The 21,292-nt window shown below is 66.8% G+C and carries 18 protein-coding genes; 9 read left to right on the forward strand and 9 right to left on the reverse strand.

Annotated elements, in window-relative coordinates; all coding sequences use genetic code 11:
* Positions 1–31: 31 nt before the first annotated feature.
* On the reverse strand, positions 32–1,597 hold the full coding sequence (locus G6N15_RS19360; RefSeq protein ID WP_083089703.1) for a mannosyltransferase: 1,566 nt from the start codon (positions 1,595–1,597) through the stop codon (positions 32–34).
* Positions 1,598–1,907: 310 nt separating this feature from the next.
* On the opposite strand from G6N15_RS19360, the gene G6N15_RS19365 reads away from it, so the two are divergent.
* Positions 1,908–2,351, forward strand: coding sequence for a universal stress protein (locus tag G6N15_RS19365; protein ID WP_083089693.1), 444 nt, complete (start codon positions 1,908–1,910; stop codon positions 2,349–2,351).
* Here the strand turns inward: G6N15_RS19365 and lnt are convergent.
* The 3 genes from lnt to G6N15_RS19380 form a co-directional block, all read right to left on the reverse strand.
* A complete protein-coding gene (gene lnt, locus G6N15_RS19370; RefSeq protein ID WP_083089694.1) occupies positions 2,336–3,820 on the reverse strand; it encodes an apolipoprotein N-acyltransferase in 1,485 nt (494 codons plus the stop codon). The two genes, G6N15_RS19365 and lnt, sit on opposite strands and share 16 nt — an antisense overlap.
* The gene (locus tag G6N15_RS19375; protein WP_083089695.1) at positions 3,817–5,343 is read right to left on the reverse strand and encodes an Hsp70 family protein; all 1,527 of its coding nucleotides are present in this window, start codon (positions 5,341–5,343) and stop codon (positions 3,817–3,819) included. The genes lnt and G6N15_RS19375 overlap by 4 nt, the downstream gene beginning before the upstream one ends.
* Before the next feature lie 91 nt (positions 5,344–5,434).
* On the reverse strand, positions 5,435–6,112 hold the full coding sequence (locus G6N15_RS19380) for an MBL fold metallo-hydrolase (RefSeq protein ID WP_083089696.1): 678 nt from the start codon (positions 6,110–6,112) through the stop codon (positions 5,435–5,437).
* A 78-nt stretch (positions 6,113–6,190) separates the two neighbouring features.
* Between G6N15_RS19380 and uvrA the strand changes: the two genes are divergently transcribed.
* On the forward strand, positions 6,191–9,097 hold the full coding sequence (gene uvrA / locus G6N15_RS19385; protein WP_083089697.1) for an excinuclease ABC subunit UvrA: 2,907 nt from the start codon (positions 6,191–6,193) through the stop codon (positions 9,095–9,097).
* A gap of 86 nt (positions 9,098–9,183) precedes the next feature.
* Here the strand turns inward: uvrA and G6N15_RS19390 are convergent, their stop codons facing one another.
* Positions 9,184–9,462, reverse strand: a complete 279-nt coding sequence (locus G6N15_RS19390) for a hypothetical protein (RefSeq protein WP_083089698.1) — start codon at positions 9,460–9,462, stop codon at positions 9,184–9,186.
* 98 nt (positions 9,463–9,560) lie between these two features.
* Here G6N15_RS19390 and G6N15_RS19395 point away from each other — a divergent pair, with 98 nt between their 5' ends.
* Positions 9,561–10,340, forward strand: a complete 780-nt coding sequence (locus G6N15_RS19395; protein WP_083089699.1) for a DUF2127 domain-containing protein — start codon at positions 9,561–9,563, stop codon at positions 10,338–10,340.
* Here G6N15_RS19395 and G6N15_RS19400 read toward each other — a convergent pair.
* The 3 genes from G6N15_RS19400 to lysX form a co-directional block, all read right to left on the reverse strand.
* Positions 10,337–10,762, reverse strand: a complete 426-nt coding sequence (locus G6N15_RS19400) for a DUF6653 family protein (protein ID WP_083089700.1) — start codon at positions 10,760–10,762, stop codon at positions 10,337–10,339. The genes G6N15_RS19395 and G6N15_RS19400 overlap by 4 nt on opposite strands.
* A gap of 3 nt (positions 10,763–10,765) precedes the next feature.
* Entirely contained in the window at positions 10,766–12,247 is a 1,482-nt protein-coding gene (locus G6N15_RS19405; RefSeq protein ID WP_163748154.1) for an alpha/beta hydrolase-fold protein, read from the reverse strand.
* 85 nt (positions 12,248–12,332) lie between these two features.
* Positions 12,333–15,644, reverse strand: a complete 3,312-nt coding sequence (gene lysX, locus G6N15_RS19410) for a bifunctional lysylphosphatidylglycerol synthetase/lysine--tRNA ligase LysX (protein WP_083089405.1) — start codon at positions 15,642–15,644, stop codon at positions 12,333–12,335.
* A gap of 365 nt (positions 15,645–16,009) precedes the next feature.
* Between lysX and infC the strand changes: the two genes are divergently transcribed.
* From infC to G6N15_RS19430, 4 genes are all read left to right on the forward strand, one after another.
* Positions 16,010–16,606, forward strand: a complete 597-nt coding sequence (infC, locus tag G6N15_RS19415; protein ID WP_163748358.1) for a translation initiation factor IF-3 — start codon at positions 16,010–16,012, stop codon at positions 16,604–16,606.
* A 23-nt stretch (positions 16,607–16,629) separates the two neighbouring features.
* Positions 16,630–16,824 (forward strand): 50S ribosomal protein L35, encoded by a 195-nt coding sequence (gene rpmI / locus G6N15_RS19420; protein WP_083089409.1) that lies wholly within the window; start codon positions 16,630–16,632, stop codon positions 16,822–16,824.
* 37 nt (positions 16,825–16,861) lie between these two features.
* Positions 16,862–17,251, forward strand: coding sequence for a 50S ribosomal protein L20 (gene rplT / locus G6N15_RS19425; RefSeq protein WP_083089411.1), 390 nt, complete (start codon positions 16,862–16,864; stop codon positions 17,249–17,251).
* A gap of 78 nt (positions 17,252–17,329) precedes the next feature.
* On the forward strand, positions 17,330–18,106 hold the full coding sequence (locus G6N15_RS19430) for a TrmH family RNA methyltransferase (protein WP_083089452.1): 777 nt from the start codon (positions 17,330–17,332) through the stop codon (positions 18,104–18,106).
* Here the strand turns inward: G6N15_RS19430 and G6N15_RS19435 are convergent.
* Positions 18,077–19,189, reverse strand: a complete 1,113-nt coding sequence (locus tag G6N15_RS19435; RefSeq protein WP_083089413.1) for an oxygenase MpaB family protein — start codon at positions 19,187–19,189, stop codon at positions 18,077–18,079. The two genes, G6N15_RS19430 and G6N15_RS19435, sit on opposite strands and share 30 nt — an antisense overlap.
* Positions 19,190–19,443: 254 nt before the next feature.
* Between G6N15_RS19435 and G6N15_RS19440 the strand changes: the two genes are divergently transcribed.
* Positions 19,444–20,352: an adenylate/guanylate cyclase domain-containing protein gene (locus G6N15_RS19440; RefSeq protein WP_232070279.1), complete on the forward strand. Its 909-nt coding sequence runs from the start codon at positions 19,444–19,446 to the stop codon at positions 20,350–20,352.
* Positions 20,353–20,361: 9 nt separating this feature from the next.
* Positions 20,362–21,165 carry a rhomboid-like protein gene (locus tag G6N15_RS19445; protein ID WP_083089454.1) on the forward strand — a complete coding sequence of 268 codons (804 nt, stop codon included), beginning with the start codon at positions 20,362–20,364 and terminating at the stop codon, positions 21,163–21,165.
* The last annotated feature ends 127 nt before the right edge of the window (positions 21,166–21,292 follow it).

Here is a 21,292-nt window from a genome sequence, read left to right on the forward strand (position 1 = left end):
AGCGCTAGAAACGTTGGCACTGCAAGGTAACTCAGTGCGTCGACTTGAGCACCTGGGTCCGGTGGAGTTGCCAGCGCTCGACAATGCGGAAGCCGAGCTTGCGGGGAAACTGATACGCAGGCGCGCGCCCGAAAACCGGTCCCGGCGGCAGCGATCGCCCGATCTGATGGTCGGGCAGTGTCGTGTCGTGGTTGGTGATCGTCCATACCGTGGTGCACTTCTTGAGCTTGTCCGTGACGAGCCACACCGCGACGTGGCCGTCCCACAGCGTGCCGCGGTCGGCTTTGGGGGCGCCGCGTTCCACGTCGATCAGCGGTTTGAACGCGGCCGGCCGGGTGGCCAGCAGTGCGCGGATCGGCCCGGGTGCCCAAAACACCGTGTTGTCGACCAGCAGACAGTCGCCCGGGGTTGCATGCGCGCTGACGACATCGGCCACCTGGCTGTAGTCCCAGCCCTCTTTGGCATACGGGCTCCGTTGCGACAGCAGGTAATTCGGGAAAGCGGTGGCCGCGAACACGATCAGCACACCGGTGACGGCCCACGGCTTGGTGGTAATCGTGACAACGCACACCGCCAAGACGACGGCCATCGCGGGCGCGGTGAAGAACAGATAGCGCGCGTAATACATCGGTTCGCTGATCGCCGAATAGATCAGGCTGACAGCGGTGGGGATCGCCATCCACGCCGCACACAACAGCAACAACGTCCGCGTCTGTCCGGCCGGGCGCCGCTTCTGGGTCACCCGAAGCGCGATCGCGGCGACGATCACCGCGGCCGAGAGCACCGCGAAAGGGACGCTGTTGTCGAAGTATTGGTGCTGGGTGACGTCGATGACGTTGTGCCAGTTGATGGGAAAGATCCAGGACACCTGATACCGCTGGCCGTGGGCGAACAGCATGAACGGTGTCAAGGCACCCACCACGACGGCCGACGAGACCGCCCACCAGACGACGGCAGACCTCCTGCGGGCGATCAGCGGCATCACCGCCGCGTAAGCCAGCACCAGAAGTACGTGGTAGACGTTGAGCAGCACCGACAGTGCCAGCGCCAGCGCGTACAGGAGCCACAGCCGCGGCCGGTGCCGCCGCACGCAAGCGACCAGCAGCACGGTCAGCCAGACCGCGGCGGCAGCGGAAAACGCATACGAGCGGGCCTCGATTCCGGCCCAAGTCGCGCGGGGGAGTATCGCGAAGACCGCACCTGCGCACACCGCAGTCGTGCGCGGACAGAACTGCTTGGTAAACACGACGACACCTGCCGCCGCGGCGCCGATGGCCAGGCAACTGGGTACGCGCGACCAGAACTCGGTCGGGGGAAACACGGTGAACCAGCCGTGCATCACCAGGTAGTAGAGGCCATGCACGGCGTCGATGTGGCCCAGCAGCCGCCACAGTTCCGATAGTGAACGGCTCGCCGACGCCGAGATGGTGGCTCCCTCGTCGAACCACAGCGACGGCCGACTTGCGCCCGCAGCGCTGATGACAGCAGCCAGTGCCGCGATCAGCAAGGGGTCGAGCAGCCTGCCGCCACGGCGTGAAGGCACGGGCGGCTCGGCGACCGCTGTCTGTGCGGGCTGCTCGGCTGTCGACACGGACATGATGGTTGTCACTGTAGGGCTCATGTGGTGAACCTGATTACCACCGCCGATGCGGCTCAATCACCCCATATCGTCCAATATCGAGTGCACGATCCGGTTGCCCCTGCCGTTAGGACGTTAAGAGCCTGCCGCACAACGCTTTCCGTGATGGCCGGAATCGATCGACGGCAGCGCCGGCGAGCCGGGCGCCCTGAGTTGGGGATCAGCGGAGCGGCTGGCAGTGCTGACGGTGTCGCAAATCCGACCCACCCGTAACCGGCAACGCGTTACTGTCTTGGGTTGGCGTAGCAACCGACACCTGGGAGGGTAAATGAGCGCCTATCGGACCGTGGTGGTAGGAACCGACGGCTCGGACTCGTCGCTGCGCGCGGTGGACCGGGCAGGCCACATCGCGGGGGCGAACGCGAAGTTGATCGTCGCGTCGGCGTACTTGCCCCAACCAGACGATCCTCGAGCCGCGGACGCGTTGAAGGACGAGAGCTACAAGGTGTCGGGAACCGGCCCGATCTACTCGATCTTGCGCGAAGCGCGGGACCGCGCCAAGGCCGCCGGCGCGAAGAACGTCGAAGAACGGGCGGTCGTCGGCGCACCTGTGGACGCGCTGGTCGGACTCGCCGAGGAGGTCGACGCCGATCTCCTGGTCGTCGGCAACGTCGGCTTGAACACCATCGCCGGCCGCCTGCTGGGCTCAGTGCCGGCCAACGTTTCACGCCGAGCCAAGACCGACGTATTGATCGTTCACACCACCCCGTAATTCGAGCGCAGACGCGACCGCACGACCCAGATAGCAGCGGCACCGAGAGTCGAGAACGCCAACATGAGCACCCATTCACCCAGCCGCTGGTACACCGTGACCTGCGCGCCCAACGGGACATCCACGATGCGCACGCCACGGTAATTCGAGGCACACCAGGCAAGTTTGCGGCCGCGGGCATCGAATGCCGCGCTGTCCCCCGATAATCCGGCATGCGCCGCCGGGTGGCCGACCTCGGCCGCGCGCACGGCGATCGCGCCGGCCAGCTGCGGCTGGGCCCAACTTCCCTGAAAAGTCGACGTCGACGTCTGATAGGCCAGCAACTGAGCGCCGCGTTGCACCGCCCGGCGGGGAAGATCGGGAAAAACCGCCTCGAAACTGATCAACGGCCCAATGGCCAGCGAGCCGGCGTGCAGCACCGCTGGTCCGCTCCCACGGCCCCGGTCCTGCCCGGCGGCCTTGGTGTGGCGGGTCAGCCAGCCGAGCAGCGGTCGCAGCGGCACATATTCCCCGAACGGCACCAGCCGGGTCTTGCGGTATGTGCCTCGGGGGCCATCGGGTCCGATCAGCACCGACGACTTGTAGATCTCCCCGTCCGCCGCGGGCGCATCGACGTTGACCAGCAAGTCCGCGCCGACTTTTTTCGAAAGGTTCGCCAACTGCCGCACGTCGTCGGGGTGGCTGGTCGGATCCAACCCGACGCTGCTCTCGCCCCAAAGGACCAGGTCTGTCCGTTGTCCCGCCAATGTGGCGGTGAGCGCTTTCCCGGCGGCCTCGCGCGCCGCGGCGTAGTCGATGACTCCTGGCTGGACCAGCGCCACCCGCACGGTCGATCCCGCTGCGGGCGCCGGCCCCCAGCCGAACCACGCGGGTCCGAGTCCTGCGCAGGCCAGAGCGATCACCACGCAGCTCACCCGCGCGGCCGCCTCGCGGGAAAGCATCGCGCCGACGATTGCCGTGTTCACCGCGACAATCAGGAAACTGGTCAGCCAGACCCCGCCGAGCGCGGCCGAGGCAAGTGTGACGGGCTGGTTCCACTGCGAGGCGCCCACAGCGGCCCACGGGCCACCCAAACCGGGCCAGGACCGCACCGCCTCAGCCGAGACCCATGCACTGGGCAACACGATGACGGCCGCCAGCAGCCGACGCGTCGTCACCGCACCCGAGAGCAGTCGGTGCGCGAACCACCCCCACGGCAGCCATAGGGCGCCTATTACCGCGGCCATGACCAGCAGCAGGGGACCGGCACTGAGCAGCAGCCAGTACTGCGTGGCCAGCACGAAGCCGGCGAGACCGCACCAGGCCCGCACCGCAGCATCGGACGCCGTCGACGCTGCGCGCACCACCAGCAGCAGCGGGACCAGGCCGACCCAGGCCAGCCACCACCAAGACGGCGCCGGAAACGCCAACGCGGGCAACGCGCCGGCAATCAGCGCCGCCGCACGACCGGGCAGGCGCCGCGCGGTCACGCACTCGCGAGGTCGTGGCGAGTCAACCGGAAGGTGCGGGTCAGGCGGTCCGGTCGCGTCGTCAGCGTCACCTCCACCGCGCCGCCCGGTGTGACGACGTAGCGCTCTTCGACATCGGGCCCGTCGTCGCGGCGGTCGACCGGTCGGCCCCCCAGATCCGCCGCATCCTGCAGGTCGGGGTCGAACGGGAAGAACACCGGCTCATAGGGCGTCAGGTCGCCGTCGGGGTGGCCGTCGCGCAGGCGGCTGCACTCCACGAACCGGAAATGGCCGATGTTGTGCGCCGCCCGGTACCTGCGCGTCACGACCAGCGGCGCCTGGCCTTCGGCAGGAAGCTGCATGCCCTTCGACACGATCGGGTCGAAGCTGACATCTTCTCCCGCGTGCGCTTCGCGGAATACCCCGAAATGCCGGGAAAGCCGGTCGGACAGCACGAATCCGGCCTCCTTGTCGAGGAAGACGGCCAGCCCAATCGCCGTCGCCGCAAACGGATGCGGTGAGCGTTTGACGCGCTTCTCGCCGAACTTCTCGTCGAGCACGGTGCGCAGCTTGCGGGCAACCAGCGGAAAGCTTCCGGCCCCGCCCACCACGTAGATGCCGGCGACCTCCGACCAGTCCACCTCGTCGCCGGCTGCGTCCGCCAGGACGCGCGAGAGGACCGCGAGCGTCTTGTCGACGAGCGGCGCGCATACGGCATACACGTCGTCGATCGGGCAGGAGAACGGTGGTTTGCCGACCGCGTCGAGGTCGACCAGAAAGCGACGCGTGTTGGGGCCCACGGCTTCCTTGCGGGCGGCGCACTCCTCGAGCAGCAGTTCGCGGGCGGCGGCATCGAGTCGGCGAAGCTTGGCGCGGTTGCGGACCAGCTGCAGGATCGCCTCGTCGAAGTCGTCGCCGCCCAGGCGCTGGATGCCCTCGCTGGTGACCACCTCGTTGAGCCGCCCGGTCATCTTGAGCAGCGACGCGTCGAACGTGCCGCCGCCGAGGTCGTAGATCAGCACGTATTCGCGTTTCGCGGTGATCGTCGAGCGGTAGCGGTGGGCGTACTCGAAGCCCGCCGCCGACGGCTCATTGAGCAGCGCGACGACGTCGAAGCCGGCCTGTGTGAAGGCGTCCAGCGTCAAAAACCGTTGGGCGCTCGACGCGTTGGCTGGCACGCTGATCGCGGCCTGGATCCGCTCGCCTAGCGACAGGTCGACGTTCGACCGCTCCTGCAAGTCGCTCTTGAGCTGGGCGAGGAAGCGCACGAAAAGGTCGGCCAACCGGTAAGAGCGCCCGGACAGCTCGACCGTCGTGCGCGGACCGGCGTCGCCGAGCAGCCGCTTGAACGACCGCAGCACCGCCCAGCCCGGCTCGCGACGCAGCGCGGCGGCGTCCAAGCCGAACCGCAGCTCGCCGGCGTCATTCGCGGCGATCACCGACGGCCAGGCGTCGATCCCTTCGAACGACGCGACGGGGTAGTTGCCCCTGTCGACGGCGGCGACGACGGTGTGCGTGGTGCCGAAGTCGATGCCGACCCTCACCCCGCAAAGCTTAGGCGCTGCAGGGCGTTTCGCGTGCCATTTACCAGCCGCGCTCGCGCCGCTGGGTTTTTTTGGAGGTCGCTCCCGCGGCCTACCAGCCGCGCTGGCGCCACTCGCCGAGCTTGGGCCGCTCGGCACCTAACGTGGTGTCGTCGCCGTGCCCGGGGTAGACCACCGTGGAGTCGTCGAAGCGGTCGAACACCCGGGTGATGACGTCGTCGAGCAGCTGGGTGAAATCACCGGGCTTCCACGTCTTGCCGACACCGCCGGGGAACAGGCAGTCGCCGGTGAACAACTGGGTGACGCCGCCGGTGGCCGGTCCGTCGAGGGCGAGCGCGATCGACCCGGGGGTGTGGCCGCGCAAGTGGATGACGTCGAAGGTCAGCTTGCCGATCTGCACGGTGTCGCCGTCGGCCAGCAGCCGATCCGGCTTGACCGGGAGCGGGCCGGCGTCGATTTCGTTGGCTGCCGTCGGCGCGCCGGTGGCCTCAGCGACGGCCTCCAGCGCCTGCCAGTGATCCCAGTGCTGGTGACTGGTCACGATCAGCGACAGCTTCGGGGCGTAGCGCCGTACCAGATCGATGAGCACCTCGGCGTCGTTCGCGGCGTCGATCAAAAGCGTTTCGCCGGTCTCGGAACATGTCACCAGGTAGGCATTGTTGTCCATAGGCCCTACCGACGCCTTCACGATCGTCACGGCGGGCAGCGTGCGGCGTGCCGCGGTCCCCGGGTCGACGTGGCCGGTGTAGTTGTCGTTCAGGACAGGCATACGGTCACGGTACTGCTCGGGCGTGCATGTCGGTACGGGCACATAGCATGGGGAACGTGGTGACTGGAAAGGGACCCGTTGGCTGAGCGCCTGATCGTCAAGGGTGCGCGCGAGCACAACCTGCGCAGCGTTGATCTTGATTTGCCGCGCGACGCGTTGATCGTCTTCACTGGGCTGTCCGGCTCGGGAAAGTCTTCGCTGGCCTTCGACACGATCTTCGCCGAGGGGCAGCGGCGCTACGTCGAATCGCTGTCGGCGTACGCCCGCCAATTCCTGGGGCAGATGGACAAGCCCGACGTCGACTTCATCGAGGGCCTGTCCCCGGCGGTGTCCATCGACCAGAAGTCGACCAACCGCAACCCGCGGTCGACGGTCGGGACCATCACCGAGGTGTACGACTATCTGCGGCTGCTGTACGCCCGCGCCGGCACGCCGCACTGCCCGGTGTGCGGCGAGCGGATCGCCCGGCAAACACCGCAGCAAATCGTCGACCAGGTTTTGGCGATGCCTGAGGGCACCCGCTTCCAAGTGCTGGCTCCGGTGGTGCGCACCCGCAAGGGCGAGTTCGTCGACCTGTTCGAGAAGCTCAACAGCCAGGGCTACAGCCGGGTGCGGGTCGACGGTGTGGTGCATCCGCTGACCGATCCGCCGAAGCTGAAGAAGCAGGAGAAGCACGACATCGAGGTGGTTGTTGACCGCCTCACTGTTAAGCCCAGCGCCAAGCAGCGGCTCACCGAGTCGGTGGAGACCGCGCTGAGTTTGGCCGACGGGATAGTCGTACTGGAGTTTGTCGACCACGCCCACGACGCCCACAACCGTGAGCAGCGGTTCTCCGAGAAGCTGGCGTGCCCCAACGGGCATTCGCTGGCCGTGGACGACCTTGAGCCGCGGTCCTTTTCGTTCAACTCGCCTTACGGGGCCTGCCCGGAATGCAGCGGCCTGGGCATCCGCAAAGAGGTCGATCCTGACCTGGTGGTGCCCGACCCGGAGCTGACGCTGGCGCAGGGCGCGGTGGCGCCCTGGTCGATGGGCCACACCGCCGACTACTTCACCCGGATGATGGCCGGCCTCGGTGAGGCGATGGGCTTCGACGTGAACACCCCGTGGCGCAAGCTTCCGGCCAAGGCGCGCAAGGCGATTCTGGAAGGCTGCGACGAGCAGGTGCACGTCCGCTACCGCAACCGCTACGGCCGCACCCGGTCGTATTACGCCGACTTCGAAGGCGTGATGGCGTTCCTGCAGCGCAAGATGGCTCAGACCGAGTCCGACATGATGAAGGAGCGCTACGAGGGCTTCATGCGTGATGTGCCATGCCCGGAGTGTCAGGGCACGCGGCTCAAGCCCGAGATCTTGGCGGTGACGCTGGCCGCGGGGGAGCGGGGCAAGATGTCCATCGCCGGGGTATGCGACCTGTCGATAGCAGACTGCTCAGATTTCCTCAACGCGCTCACTTTGGGTCCGCGCGAACAGGCCATCGCCGGGCAGGTGCTCAAGGAAATCCAGTCGCGGCTGGGCTTTCTGCTCGACGTCGGGCTGGACTACCTGTGCCTGTCGCGCGCCGCCGCAACGCTGTCCGGAGGAGAGGCGCAACGCATCCGGCTGGCCACCCAGATCGGCTCCGGCCTGGTCGGCGTGCTCTACGTGCTCGACGAGCCCTCGATCGGTCTGCACCAGCGTGACAACCGTCGGCTCATCGAAACCCTCACTCGGCTACGGGATTTGGGCAACACCCTGATCGTCGTCGAGCACGATCTGGACACCATTGCGCACGCGGACTGGATCGTCGACATCGGACCGGGTGCCGGAGAGCACGGCGGCCAAATCGTGCACAGCGGAACGTATGACGAGCTGCTGCGGAACAAGAACTCGATCACCGGCGCCTATCTATCAGGCGCGGAAAGCATTGAGGTTCCGGCTATCCGGCGCCCCGTCGACAAAAGGCGCCGGCTCACGGTCGTCGGGGCGCGAGAACACAACTTGCGCGAGATCGACGCGTCGTTTCCGCTCGGCGTGCTCACCTCGGTCACCGGGGTGTCCGGCTCCGGGAAGTCGACGCTGGTCAACGACATCCTGGCCGCGGTGCTCGCCAACAAGCTCAACGGCGCCCGCCAGGTGCCGGGCCGGCACACCAGGGTCACCGGACTGGACCACGTCGACAAGCTGGTGCGGGTCGACCAGTCGCCGATCGGACGCACCCCGCGGTCCAACCCCGCCACCTACACCGGAGTGTTCGACAAGATCCGCACCCTGTTCGCCGCCACCACCGAAGCGAAAGTCCGTGGCTACCAACCGGGCCGGTTCTCGTTCAACGTCAAAGGCGGCCGCTGCGAAGCATGTTCGGGCGACGGCACCATCAAGATCGAGATGAACTTCCTGCCGGACGTGTATGTGCCCTGCGAGGTATGCCATGGGGCGCGCTACAACAGAGAAACCCTCGAGGTGCACTACAAGGGCAAGACCATCTCCGAGGTGCTCGACATGTCGATCGAGGAAGCCGAGGACTTCTTCGCGCCGATCACCGGCATCCACCGCTACCTGCGCACGCTTGTCGACGTCGGCCTCGGCTATGTGCGGCTCGGTCAGCCGGCGCCGACACTGTCCGGCGGTGAGGCACAACGGGTGAAGCTGGCCTCCGAGCTGCAGAAGCGCTCCACCGGGCGTACGGTCTACATCCTCGACGAGCCCACCACCGGGCTGCACTTCGACGACATCCGCAAGCTGCTCAACGTCCTGAACGGCCTTGTCGACAAAGGCAATACCGTGATCGTGATCGAGCACAACCTCGACGTGATCAAGACATCGGACTGGATCATCGACATGGGACCCGAGGGCGGCGCCGAAGGCGGAACCATCGTGGCGGAAGGCACGCCAGAGGACATCGCGGCGGTACCCGAAAGCTACACCGGCAAGTTTCTGGCCGAGACGCTCGGTGTGCCGGTCAATGCGACGCCACGGTCGAACCGGCGTCGACGGGTCAGCGCGTAGCGGGTCTTGTCGCGCCGAGTATGTAGGTTGTGCTCGGCGAATCGGCGAAATCGCGCGTACAAGTTGCGCACTCGGTGGCGCACCGCTTAGCGGGTGTCCTCACGCATCGATTCGCGGATGGCAGCCAGCCGTTCTGCTGCCGCTTTTTGCCGGGCCTGGTACTGCTCCTCGATGCTGCGTCCCTCTGGGCTTTCGGCGTCCAACTCGGCTGCGCCGATTGATGTTTCGAATCGCGTCTCGATCTTCTCACGGACCGAATCGAATGTCGGTACGCCCGAGGTGTCGTAGCCGGGTTCGGTGTCCCCAGCTCCGGAGTTGGACCCGGCGCCAGGCTCAGTAGGAGGAGGCTTCGCAGCGTCAGGCATCTGGACATGCTATCGCCCAGGGACCTGCTGTCACCTCGGCTAGTTGCGAAACAGACGCTTGGCTGCGGATCGGCCCACAGTGACATAGCGTGCTAAGGGTGGTGGACTTCGCGCTGCGATCGTGTGGATTGCGCGGGCATGCGACATTTGCCCCCGACGAGCCGGCGCTACGGGAACGCCTGAAAGTCGACACTCCGGCCGGCGAGGCGTGGCGCTGCTTGCGGTGCGAAACCTTCGTAGTCGGCCCTCCCCGGCAGAGCGGTCCGGCGGACACGGCACCGGAGATCCCGCGGGGGCGGATGTTGCGGGACCGGACGTTGATGCGGGCGCTCGCGGTTGAACGCGCGATTCGGGGCGTTGTCTTTCTATTGCTGGCGGCCGGCGTGCTCAAGGTCCGTGGCTCACGGGAACGGTTGCAGCAGGCGTTCGAGCAAGATCTTCCGTTGATCCGGCCGTTGGCCAACCAGATCGGATGGAATCCCGACAACTCCAAAATCGTCCGTCACATCGCGCACCTGTTCGCGCTTTCGTCGTCGACGTTTTTGTGGATCGCCCTCGCGTTCGCGGCCTACGCGGTGATCGAGTTCATCGAGGCTGTTGGGCTGTGGCTGGTACAGCGGTGGGGCGAATATTTCGCGGTGGTTGCAACCAGCGTCTTCCTGCCGCTGGAAGTCTATGAGCTCACCGAAAGAATCACGGCTGTGCGGATTACCGCATTTCTGATCAACGTCGTCGCGGTGGTGTGGCTGCTATGGAGCAAACACCTCTTCGGCCTCAACGGCGGCGCGGACGCCTACCGGAACGAGCACCGCGCACAAAGCCTGTTGACCGTGGAACGCGCCGGTCTGCGCGAAACCGCCGGCAAATCAAGCAGTTAGCCCTCAGTGAGCCGCTGGGGATCGAGGTAGTGCACCATCTGTTGCCAGTACACCAATGTCAGCGCCATCTGCGCGGTTGCCGCTGCCGCGATGCCGAGTCGACGCCGACGCGCCGCGGCGATCGCAGTGACGGCCGCGACGGACGTCGCGGCGCTGATGGCCAGTGCGGCGTCTTTGGGCCTGCGGGTGATCCACAGCTCTTCGCCCAGCATCGCCCGAGTGGACCAGCCCCGCTCGTGGCCCGGCTTGCCGAACAGGACCGGATTGACCGTGAACCACAAGCCGACCAACGCCGCCTGATCCCACCGTCGCGTCCAGACCGGCACCAGGACCACGGGTGTGCTGGCCCAGCGTGTCCAGGCACTCCACGGATTGCAGTGACGAGCGAATATCGCGCGGTGAGCCCGTGCGACCGATGTCAGGGGCTACTTGGCCGCGGCGTGGCCGTGCGGCGCCGGGCCCGGGGCCGGCGGCGGGGGTGGATTCGCCGGGGTGGGCAGTGGCACCCGGGCCACGCCGGGAGTATCGAGTTGGCCGGCCAGCCATGGCAAGGCTGCCGTGAACATCCGGTCCGCGAACGGCCAGTCATGCTTGCCCTGCTGCGTGATCACCGCGCAGTCGATGCCATTGGCCCGGCCCAGCGTGCACAGCGACTGGGCGGCCAACGCCTGCTCATTGGGGTGACCGGTGAGCAACCGGCCGGCGACCGTGCCGGCGTCAGCGACCGCCACGCTGCGATGCTGCGCCGGCACGCCGTCGGAGTTGACCCCGAACCAGCCGGCAACTCCGGTGTAGGGCCCGTGTCGCTTGATGACGGTGGTCGGGTCGAATGCAGCCCATGCGGCGCCGTTGCCGCCGAACAGCCGGGCAATGGTCTGCGCCTTGGTCCCGGTGTTGGGGCCCAGATCACCGGCGATGTCAACGAAAGCGCTGAACAGCTCGGGGTGCATGACGGTCAGATCGACGGCGCACGTCCCGCCCATCGAAAAGCCCACGATGCCCCAGTTCGACCGATCCGGGCTGACCCCGAAGGTCGACACCATGAACGGCAGCACGTCCTTGGTGAGGTGGTCGGCGGCATTGCCGCGGGCGCCGTTCACACATTCGGTGTCGTTGTTGAACGAGCCCCCCGAGTCCGCGAACACGAACACCGGCGCGTTGCCCCCGTGCGCGGCAGCGAACTCGTCGATCGTCGCCACCGCATTGCCGGCGCGCAGCCAGTCGGCGGGCGTGTTGAACTCGCCGCCGATCATCATCACGGTAGGCAGCCGTGGCGGCGGAGTGCTGGCAAACCATGCCGGCGGCAGGTACACCAGCTCGCCACGGTGCTTGAAGTGTGACGCGTCGGCGGGAATCGTGACCGGCACCACGCTGCCGCGAGGGGGAAGCGCGCGCTTGCCGGCCATCGCGTTCACGGTCGTCTTGTCGGTCTGGTCAGGCAACGGGCCGGAGGTCACCTGGTTCCACGCCGTCTGCACCGTGGGGAAATAGCCCACCCACCCGTTGAGCGCCAGCCCTGCGCTAGCCAAGCACAAGGGCACAGCCAGGATCGACGTCGCACGCCGCCACCAGCGGGCGCTGCGCCACCCCAGCAACAGGACCGCGGCGGCGGCGCCGGTCAACGCAATCCACAGCCACAGCGTGAGCGGCGCCGGCTCGTCGGCCAGCCCGTCGGTGTCGATGAACCAGCGTGTCCCGGCTGCGACCACGATGCCGACGGCCGCCGCCACCGGCAGCCCCAGCACCCGCCAGCGGCGTGATCGCCATCCAATCGCTAGCACCAGCACAACCGCCGTCAGCGCCTGGACCGTGATCGGCACCCACCCGTGCATGAGCGAGGTGTGGTGACCGACCAGCAGCGGCGCAGCGACAGTTACAGAGGATGCCCCCACGTCATTCATTGTCATCCATTGTGATGCATCGGTGAACGCATTCACGAGCGGTTCACGAACTGCTACCCACCCGTCACGTTGCTGGCGGGCATTTCGTGTGCTACCGCGGTTTGGCCAGCGGGAAGGGCAGGGTCTCGCGGATGCCGCGGCCGGTGATGAGCATGACAACGCGGTCGACACCCATTCCGAGACCGCCTGTGGGTGGCATCGCGTATTCCATCGCCTGCAGGAAGTCCTCGTCGAGCTCCATGGCCTCGGGGTCACCGCCAGCGGCGAGCAACGATTGCTCCTGCAGGCGGCGGCGCTGCTCGACCGGGTCGGTGAGTTCGGTGTAGGCAGTGCCGAGCTCGACGCCCCAAGCGACCAGATCCCAGCGTTCGGCCACACCGCATATACTGCGATGCGGCCGGGTCAGCGGCGACACCGACGTCGGAAAGTCGATGTAGAACGTCGGCTGTTCGGTGCGGGACTCGACCAGATGCTCATAGAGCTCGAGCACCACCGCGCCGGCATCCCAGCGTCGCAGATAAGGGACGTTGGCGGTGTCGGCCAGCTTGCGCAGCGTCGCCACGTCGGTGTCGGCGTCGACGTATTCACCGAGTGCCTCGGACACCGCGTCGTGCACCGTCTTCACCGGCCAAACACCGGAGATGTCGACCGGTTTGAGGCCCTTGCCCGCCGGCTCATCTGAGGGTCGCAGCACGATCTGCTCGCCGTGCGCCGCCTCGGCGGCGTTCTGGATCAACTCCCGACAGCCGTCCATCCAGGTCCGATAGTCGGCGTGCGCCTGGTAGGCCTCCAGCAGCGTGAACTCCGGGTTATGACTGGAGTCGACGCCTTCATTCCGAAACGCCCGGCCCAGCTCGAACACCCGCTCCACGCCGCCGACGCAGAGCCGCTTCAGGTACAGCTCCGGCGCGATGCGCAGGTACAGGTCCATGTCGTAGCTGTTGATGTGGGTGATGAACGGGCGAGCACTGGCGCCGCCGTGGATCTGCTGCAGGACCGGCGTCTCAACTTCCACGAAGCCCTTGGCGAACAGCGTCTCCCGCAGCGAACGCAACACCTTGCTGCGCACCGCGATCAGTTCACGCGACTCAGTGTTGACCGCCAGGTCGAGGTAGCGGGTCCGCACCCGAGCCTCGGCGTCGGTGAGCCCGTTCCACTTGTTGGGAAGCGGACGCAGGCACTTGCCGATCAGCCGCCATCGGCGAACCAGCAACGAGCGCGTCCCGTTTTTGCTGAATCCCATGTGCCCGGTCACTTCCACCAGATCGCCCAGATCGATGGCGTGGGTGAAATCGGCGGTGCAACCCTCTTCGAGCTGCGAATTGTCCAGCAGCACCTGCATTTCCGCCGACCAGTCGCGTAACTGGGCGAACAGCACGCCGCCGAAGTCGCGGATGCGCAGCACGCGGCCGGACACCGAAACGCTCGCCTGGTCGTCGGCCGCCAAAGCGCTGGCGACGCTGTGACTGGGCGGGTGACCTACCGGGTAGGCGTCAACTCCGTTGGCTTGCAACGCCTTCAGCTTCGCCAGCCGTACCCGTACCTGTTCGGGCAGCCGCCGCTGCGACTCGTCCCACTCAGAAGGCTCGGCGCGCTGGAGATCACTCAGATCGGGGGCGGTTCCGTCGTGGTGCAAGAGCCCGGTCGCCACCAGCGTCGGCGGCACCGACGGATGGTGACCGGTGTGCTGCTTGGTGCGGCGACTGAAGGGGAACACCAGAAAGCCCTCGGCGAGGGCGGAAGCGACGCCGACCCGCGGAATCATCCGCGCGTCCTCGTAGCAGGCGTAGCGCGGCACCCATTCCGGTTGATATTTCGCGTTCGAGCGGTACAGCGTCTCCAGCTGCCACCAGCGTGAGAAGAACACCAGCAGTCCCCGCCACAGCCGGGCGATCGGCCCGGCGCCGAGCTGCGCGCCCTGAGCGAACGCAGAGCGGAACATCGCGAAGTTCAGCGAAATGCGGCCAATGCCAAGGCGTTCGCCATGCAGGGCCAGTTCACTGACCATGAGCTCGATGGTGCCGTTAGGGGATTGGGGGGAGCGGCGCATCAGGTCCAGCGACACGCCGTTGTGCCCCCACGGCACCAGCGAGAGCATCGCCACCACCTCGTGGTCGTGGCGCAGCGCCTCCACCAGGAGGCAGTCGCCGTCGGCCGGGTCACCGAGCCGGCCGAGGGCCATGGAGAACCCGCGCTCGGTCTCGGTGTCCCGCCAGGCATCGGCACGTTCGATCACGTGTGCCATCTCGTCGGCGGCAATTTCCAGATGCCGGCGGATCCGCACGGTCAACCCGGCGCGGCGTGCCCGGGTGACCGCCTGGCGCACCCCGCGCATGTCCGGGCCGGACAGTTTGAAATCGGCGGTGTGCAAAACGGCTTCGTCGCCGAGTTCCAGGGCGTTCAAGCCTGCCCGACGAAACGCTTGTGCGCCTTGCAAACTAGCGCCCATGACACCGGGCGTCCAACCGTAAGTTTGGGACAGCTGCAGCCACACGTCGATGGCTTTCGGCCAAGCCGCGGGGTCACCGATCGGGTCGCCGCTGGCAAGGCACACGCCGACCTCGACCCGGTAGGTGATGGCGGCGCGGCCGTTAGGCGCGAACACCACCGACTTGTCGCGGCGCGTGGCGAAGTAGCCGAGAGAGTCGTTTTTCCCGTACAACTCGAGCAGACCGCGGATGGCGGATTCGTCCTCTCCGGTCAGCGCGTTCTCGGCGCGCTGAGATTGGAACAGCACGATCGCGGCGACCATCAGCGCCAGTGCGCCGAGCAGGCCGAAGAGGTCGTTGAGAATGACGTGCGGGCGGCCCTGGAACAGATCGGGGTCGGCCAGCGCGAACCCGACGACTCGGTTCACCACGTAGGGCAACCGATCCTGGCGCGCCAGCGAGCCGGGGAACAGTTCGACCAGTCCCCAAGACAGCAGAATCCCGACCGCCCACCCGGCAAGCAGCACGCCGGCCGACTTGTAGAGCGCGCCATGGCGAACCTTGGCCCAGAACTCTCGGTAGGCCAAAACAAGCAGGACGACCGCGGCAACGTGCAGCGTGAAGCCGAAGCTTTCCCCGAACGTCTCCAGCGGCGTGTTTCCGCCCGCTGCCAGATCCGCGACGTTCAACCCGGCGGCAATGATCAGGTTGCCGAGCAACACCCACCAGGCGATGCGCTTGCGCGCCGTGAGCGCGCCGGCCAGCAAGGCCAGAATGAACGACCACGCGAAGCTGGTGTCGGGAAAGTTGAAGACGTAGTCGTTGATGAACTCCCGCGGGACCTTGATGACCCACCTGACGAGCGGCGACACGCTCGCCACCAGTGACAGGGTGGCGATGACGCCGACGGTCCAACCGGCGGCCGCCGGAACCCAGCGGTACCGGGACGTCGGCCGGCTCGTGGTTAGGGTCACAGACCGCGAGGATATTCGCTTCAGCTGGGACGCGCGTAAGACGACATCGCGACCACCGCATCTAGCTGCCGGTCAGCACGTCATGACTGCTAAACTGGCCGGTGCGACCGTCCCGGCGAAGGCTGGGAACAGCAAGTGGAGTCCCACTCCCACCGCTGGCCGAGAGAAATTCTCCTCCCAGGCTCAGCGGTCCGGTCACAGGCATCGCGCCTGTTCTGCGCACACCGCAGGCGGCTCAGTCCGCGACCGGTCGGCACTAGGGCCCTGCTGCAGCAGGGCCTTTTTGCTGATGGCAGGGCATCCACCTGCTGCATCCACGGAACCGAGCGCCGGTCGCGACAAAGAAGACAACCAAGGGAGGCCACATCAGCACTGAGACCCGCGTCAACGAACGCATCCGCGTACCTGAAGTCCGACTGATCGGACCGGGAGGTGAGCAGGTAGGCATCGTGCGGATCGAAGACGCACTCCGCGTCGCCGCGGACGCCGATCTCGACCTTGTCGAAGTCGCCCCGAACGCCAGACCACCGGTCTGCAAGATCATGGACTACGGCAAGTTCAAATATGAGGCGGCGCAGAAGGCGCGCGAGTCTCGCAGAAACCAGCAGCAGACCGTCGTCAAGGAACAGAAGCTGCGACCCAAGATCGACGACCACGACTACGAGACCAAGAAGGGTCACGTCATCCGCTTCCTGGAGGCGGGGTCGAAGGTCAAGGTGACCATCATGTTCCGCGGACGCGAGCAGTCCCGGCCCGAACTGGGCTATCGACTGTTGCAGCGCCTGGGCGCCGACGTGGCCGACTACGGCTTCGTCGAGACGGCCGCCAAACAGGACGGACGCAATATGACGATGGTGCTGGCGCCGCACCGCGGCGCGAAGACTCGGGCCAGGGCGGCGCGACAAGCCGTCGCACCCATACCCGAGCCCGCACCCAACGGCGATACCGAACCATCGAACTGACCAGACAGCAGAACTGAGGACACATGCCCAAAGCCAAGACCCACAGTGGGGCTTCAAAACGATTCCGCCGCACCGGAACCGGCAAAATCGTGCGTCAGCACGCCAACCGGCGGCACCTGTTCGAGCACAAGCCCACCACGCGGACCCGACGGCTGGAGGGCCGCACCGCGGTGTCAGCGAATGACACCAAGCGGGTTAAGTCGATGCTGAACGGCTGACCAGGTCAGTACGTCCGACCGAGGATAGGAATACCCAATGGCACGCGTGAAGCGGGCAGTCAACGCCCACAAGAAGCGTCGCACCATCCTGAAGGCCTCAAAAGGCTATCGCGGCCAGCGGTCTCGCCTCTACCGCAAAGCCAAAGAGCAGCAGCTACATTCGCTGAACTACGCGTTCCGCGATCGTCGGGCACGCAAGGGCGAGTTCCGCAAGCTGTGGATCTCCCGGATTAACGCGGCAGCGCGCGCTAACGACATCACCTACAACCGGCTCATCCAAGGCCTCAAGGCCGCCGGCGTCGAAGTGGACCGCAAGAACCTCGCAGACATCGCAGTGAGTGATCCGGCGGCGTTCACCGCACTGGTCGACGTGGCTCGGGCGGCACTGCCCGACAACGTCAACGCGCCTTCGGGAGAAGCTGCCTGACACCGCCCGGCGACGATGCAGAGCGCGGAGCGCGATGAGGAGGAGCCGGGCAATCGGACCTGGCCCGGCGACGGCCCGGTGCTGACCGAACGCTCGGCCCGGGTGGTCGCGGCGGTCAAACTTCACCGTCATGTCCGGCGACGCAGCGCGAAGCGGTTTCTCGCCGAAGGCCCGAATCTGGTCGAGGCGGCATCCAGGCGCGGTCTGGTCCGCGAAATCTTTGTCACTGAGTCCGCGGCGTACCGGCACGTCGAGCTATTGCACGCCCAAGACGTCCCGGTCCACCTGGTGAATGAGCGTGCCGCCAAAGCGCTTTCGGATACGGTGACTCCGGCGGGCATGGTCGCGGTGTGCGAAATGCCCGCCACCGCCCTGGAAGACGTCCTGGCCGGCAATCCGGCGCTGGTCGCAGCTGCCGTCGAGATCAGCGAGCCCGGCAACGCTGGCACGTTGATCCGCATCGCGGACGCCATGGGCGCCGCGGCGGTGATCCTCCTGGGGCACAGCGTCGATCCGTACAACGGCAAGTGCCTGCGCGCCTCGGCCGGCAGCATCTTCGCGATCCCGGTCGTGGTCGCCCCGGATGCGCGGGCGGCTGTCGAGGCGATGCATAACGCGGGGCTGCAGGTGCTGGCCACCACGCTGGACGGCCAGACCAGCCTCGACGAGGCCGGACCGCTGCTGGATCAGCCGACGGCGTGGCTGTTCGGTCCCGAATCACATGGCCTGCCCGATGAGCTCGCACGGTTGGCCGACTACCGGGTGCGCATCCCGATGTCGGGCAGCGCGGAGAGCCTCAATGTTGCTGCGGCAGCGGCGATTTGCCTATACCAGAGCTCGCGGGCACTGCGGTGATTGCGCGCGCTCTCCCGCCGCCGTGCCACGGCCCCAGACAGGGCGGCGACCGGCCAGCGAAAACGTGGTATGCACCAGAGACCCGGCGCGCTCGAATATTGTTTTGCGCGGCGGGAAGTAATGCATGGGCAGTCCTCGGCGATCTCGCGGTGGCGCCATGAATCTCGGCGCCTCGACCAGCGGCGCATCGGCCGGGATTCGTCCTTGGGCGCGCCGATAGGCGGCCAGCGCCCGCGGGTGCAGCCGGATCTCGTCGGGCACTGCCACGAAAGCCAGCTCCACGAATTTTCCGAACAGCCGCAGCAGCACCTCGTCACCCGGTGTCCAGCGCATGCCCGCTTTCTCTCGGACCGGGGGATCGAACAGCCCGGCAGCGATCCAACGCTGGCTAGCCATCCACGGCTTGAACAGCTGGTCCCACAGCGGGGTAGGCATCAGCACGAACTTCGGCTTGGGGATCCGCATCCGAAAAATGTCCAGGGTGGCCTGGTTGAGCTCCAACCGTTCTCGGCACACCCGCTCCCAGTACTGCTGGAACTCGTCCCAGGACTTGGGCACCGGCCGCATGCTCATCCCATACATCCGGTACCACTGCACGTGCTCGTCGAACAGCTGATGCTTCTCGGCCTCGGTCAGGCCACCGCAGAAATACTCGGCAACTTTGATCACCAGCATGAAGAACGTGGCGTGCGCCCAGTAGAACGTCTCGGGGTCCAGGGCGTGGTACCGCCGACCGGCGGTGTCGAGCCCTTTGATGGTGCGGTGGAAGTTCTTGATCTGCTCGCCGGTTCGTGCCGCCCGGTCACCGTCGTAGACCACACCCATGATCGGGTACACCGAGCGGGCGACCCGTTGCAGCGGCTCCCGCAGCAGGATCGAATGCTCCTCGACCCCAGCACCGAGCTCGGGATACATCGTTTGGATCGCGCCGATCCACACACCCATCATCCCGGTACGCAGGTCGCCGAAATACTTCCAAGTCAGCGAGTCCGGGCCGAGCGGCGCCGGCGCACCATCGCCTCGGGGAGCACCCCCGCGAGCGCGAGGCAGGGGTTTGGCGGATGTCGTCGATGTCGCGGTCATCACGGCCTCCTAGCCCCATGCGGACCGTGTAGCGGCCCCAGGAGGAGCCGAGCAATCCTTCGGGTCGATACGACACACGATAATGTTGACAACGCATGTTGTCTACGATTTCCCCGGCGTGCCGCCAGGCCGTGTCATCGCGTGGACGGACCGCTACGCGAGCGCCTCTGACCAGGCGCTTTGGCGAACCTGGTGGTAAGGATCATGATGCGGCTCGTTGCCGGTCGTGCGGGACTCCACCTATCCTCGACCAAGTGGAACTCGGGCCCAATCCGGCGTCCGGCGAGCCCGAGCAAGCGGTGACCCCGCCGGCTCCGTCTGACTCAAAACGCCGTTCTCCGGCGCAGTGGTTGCGTCGCACCAACGAAAGCCCGGGAATTGTCGAAATGATCCGCCGCGCGCGACGGGCGTTGCCCGGCGATCCCGACTTCGGTGACCCGCTGTCCACGGCGGGTGAGGGCGCTCCCCGCGCGGCGGCGCGCGCAGCGGGCCGGGTACTCGCGGACCGCGGTGCGGCGTCCCGCGAGGTTGGCCTGGGCGCACTGCAGCTCTGGCAGGCGTTGACCGAGGCCGTCTCCCGGCGCCCGGCCAATCCCGAGGTGACGCTGGTTTTCACCGACCTGGTCGGATTCTCGGAATGGTCGCTGAAAGCCGGCGACGACGCGGCGCTGAAACTGTTGCGACACGCGGCGAGGGCCGTCGAACCGCCGCTGCTGGATGCCGGCGGGCGCATCGTCAAACGGCTGGGCGACGGAATCATGGCGGTGTTCGACAACCCGGTGGCGGCGGTGCGGGCATCCTCCCAGGCAGAGAAAGCCCTCAGCTCCGTTGAAGTGGACGGCTATACACCGCGGATGCGGGTCGGGGTCCACACGGGTCATCCGCGGCGGGTGGCCGCCGACTGGCTCGGCGTCGACGTCAACATTGCCGCCCGGGTGATGGAGCGTGCCACCCGCGGTGGCATCATGGTGTCCGGCCCCGCGCTGGATAAAATTCCACAAGCCGATTTGGACGAGCTGGGCGTGGTCGCCAAACGTGCCCATCGACCGCTGTTCGGCGGCAAGCCCAGTGGGGTTCCCGCCGACATGGCCATCTACCGCCTCGAAACTCGCAGGGAAATTACAGGTGCCGATGCAGACGGAGACGCCGATCCGCAGGCATAGTGGATGCCGATGATCTTTCCGATGTTGTCTAGGTTGGCGCGGGTCCGGCTCACACTGAGTTACGCCGCCGTACTGGTAGCAATCAGCACCGCGCTTGTCGTCCTCGGCCCGCGAGTGCAGCAGCAAGTGATCCTGCACGTCAGCACGAACCTGCATAACTTGGCCCGCGGGAAGATCGGAACGCTTTTCGGCAGCGCGTTCGTGATCGACGCCGGGCCCATGTACATCTGGCTGCCGGGCCTGGTGTGTCTGCTCGCGCTCGCGGAACTGCATTGGCGCAGTGGCCGGCTGACGCTCGCCTTCCTGCTCGGCCACGTCGGTGCGACTCTCGTGGTGGCGGTCGGCCTGATCGCCGCGGTCGAGTTCGGCTGGCTGCCCCTGTCGATCACCAAGGCCAGCGACGTCGGCATGAGCTACGGGGCCGTCGCGGTGCTGGGGGCGTTGACCGCCGCGATCCCGTGGCGCTGGCGTCCGGCCTGGATCGGCTGGTGGCTCGCGGTCGGCCTGGCAGGTGCGGCTCTCGGCGCCGAATTCACCGACGCCGGGCACGGGGTCGCGTTAGTGATCGGCATGCTGCTGGCCACTCGGTTCGGCCACCCGGGGCACTGGACGCCGGTGCGGTACGCGTTGCTCTCGGTGGGCGGGGCCTTCGGTTTCCTGCTGCTGGCTCATACTGCGGTGACCGCAACGACCGGGCTCGTCTTCGGTGTGCTGAGCGCGCTGGCCGCCGACCGGATCGCACGGTGGCGGCTGACGCGCAGGTCCCTGGAAATGGCCTCGATGGCCGCCCGGGAGCCGCTCACGCAGAGCTGACCGGTTGGGGATCGCGAGCGCAGCGAAGCTGGGCGCGGCGGGTCACCTGCCAAGAGCTCGCAGTTCCACCAGCTCACCCGGCCGAAACGGCCGCAAGGCGGCCAATGCCGATCACCTATGATCAGCA

Origin of the sequence: Mycobacterium noviomagense (genome assembly GCF_010731635.1) — a bacterium.
Classification (GTDB): Bacteria; Actinomycetota; Actinomycetes; order Mycobacteriales; family Mycobacteriaceae; genus Mycobacterium; species Mycobacterium noviomagense.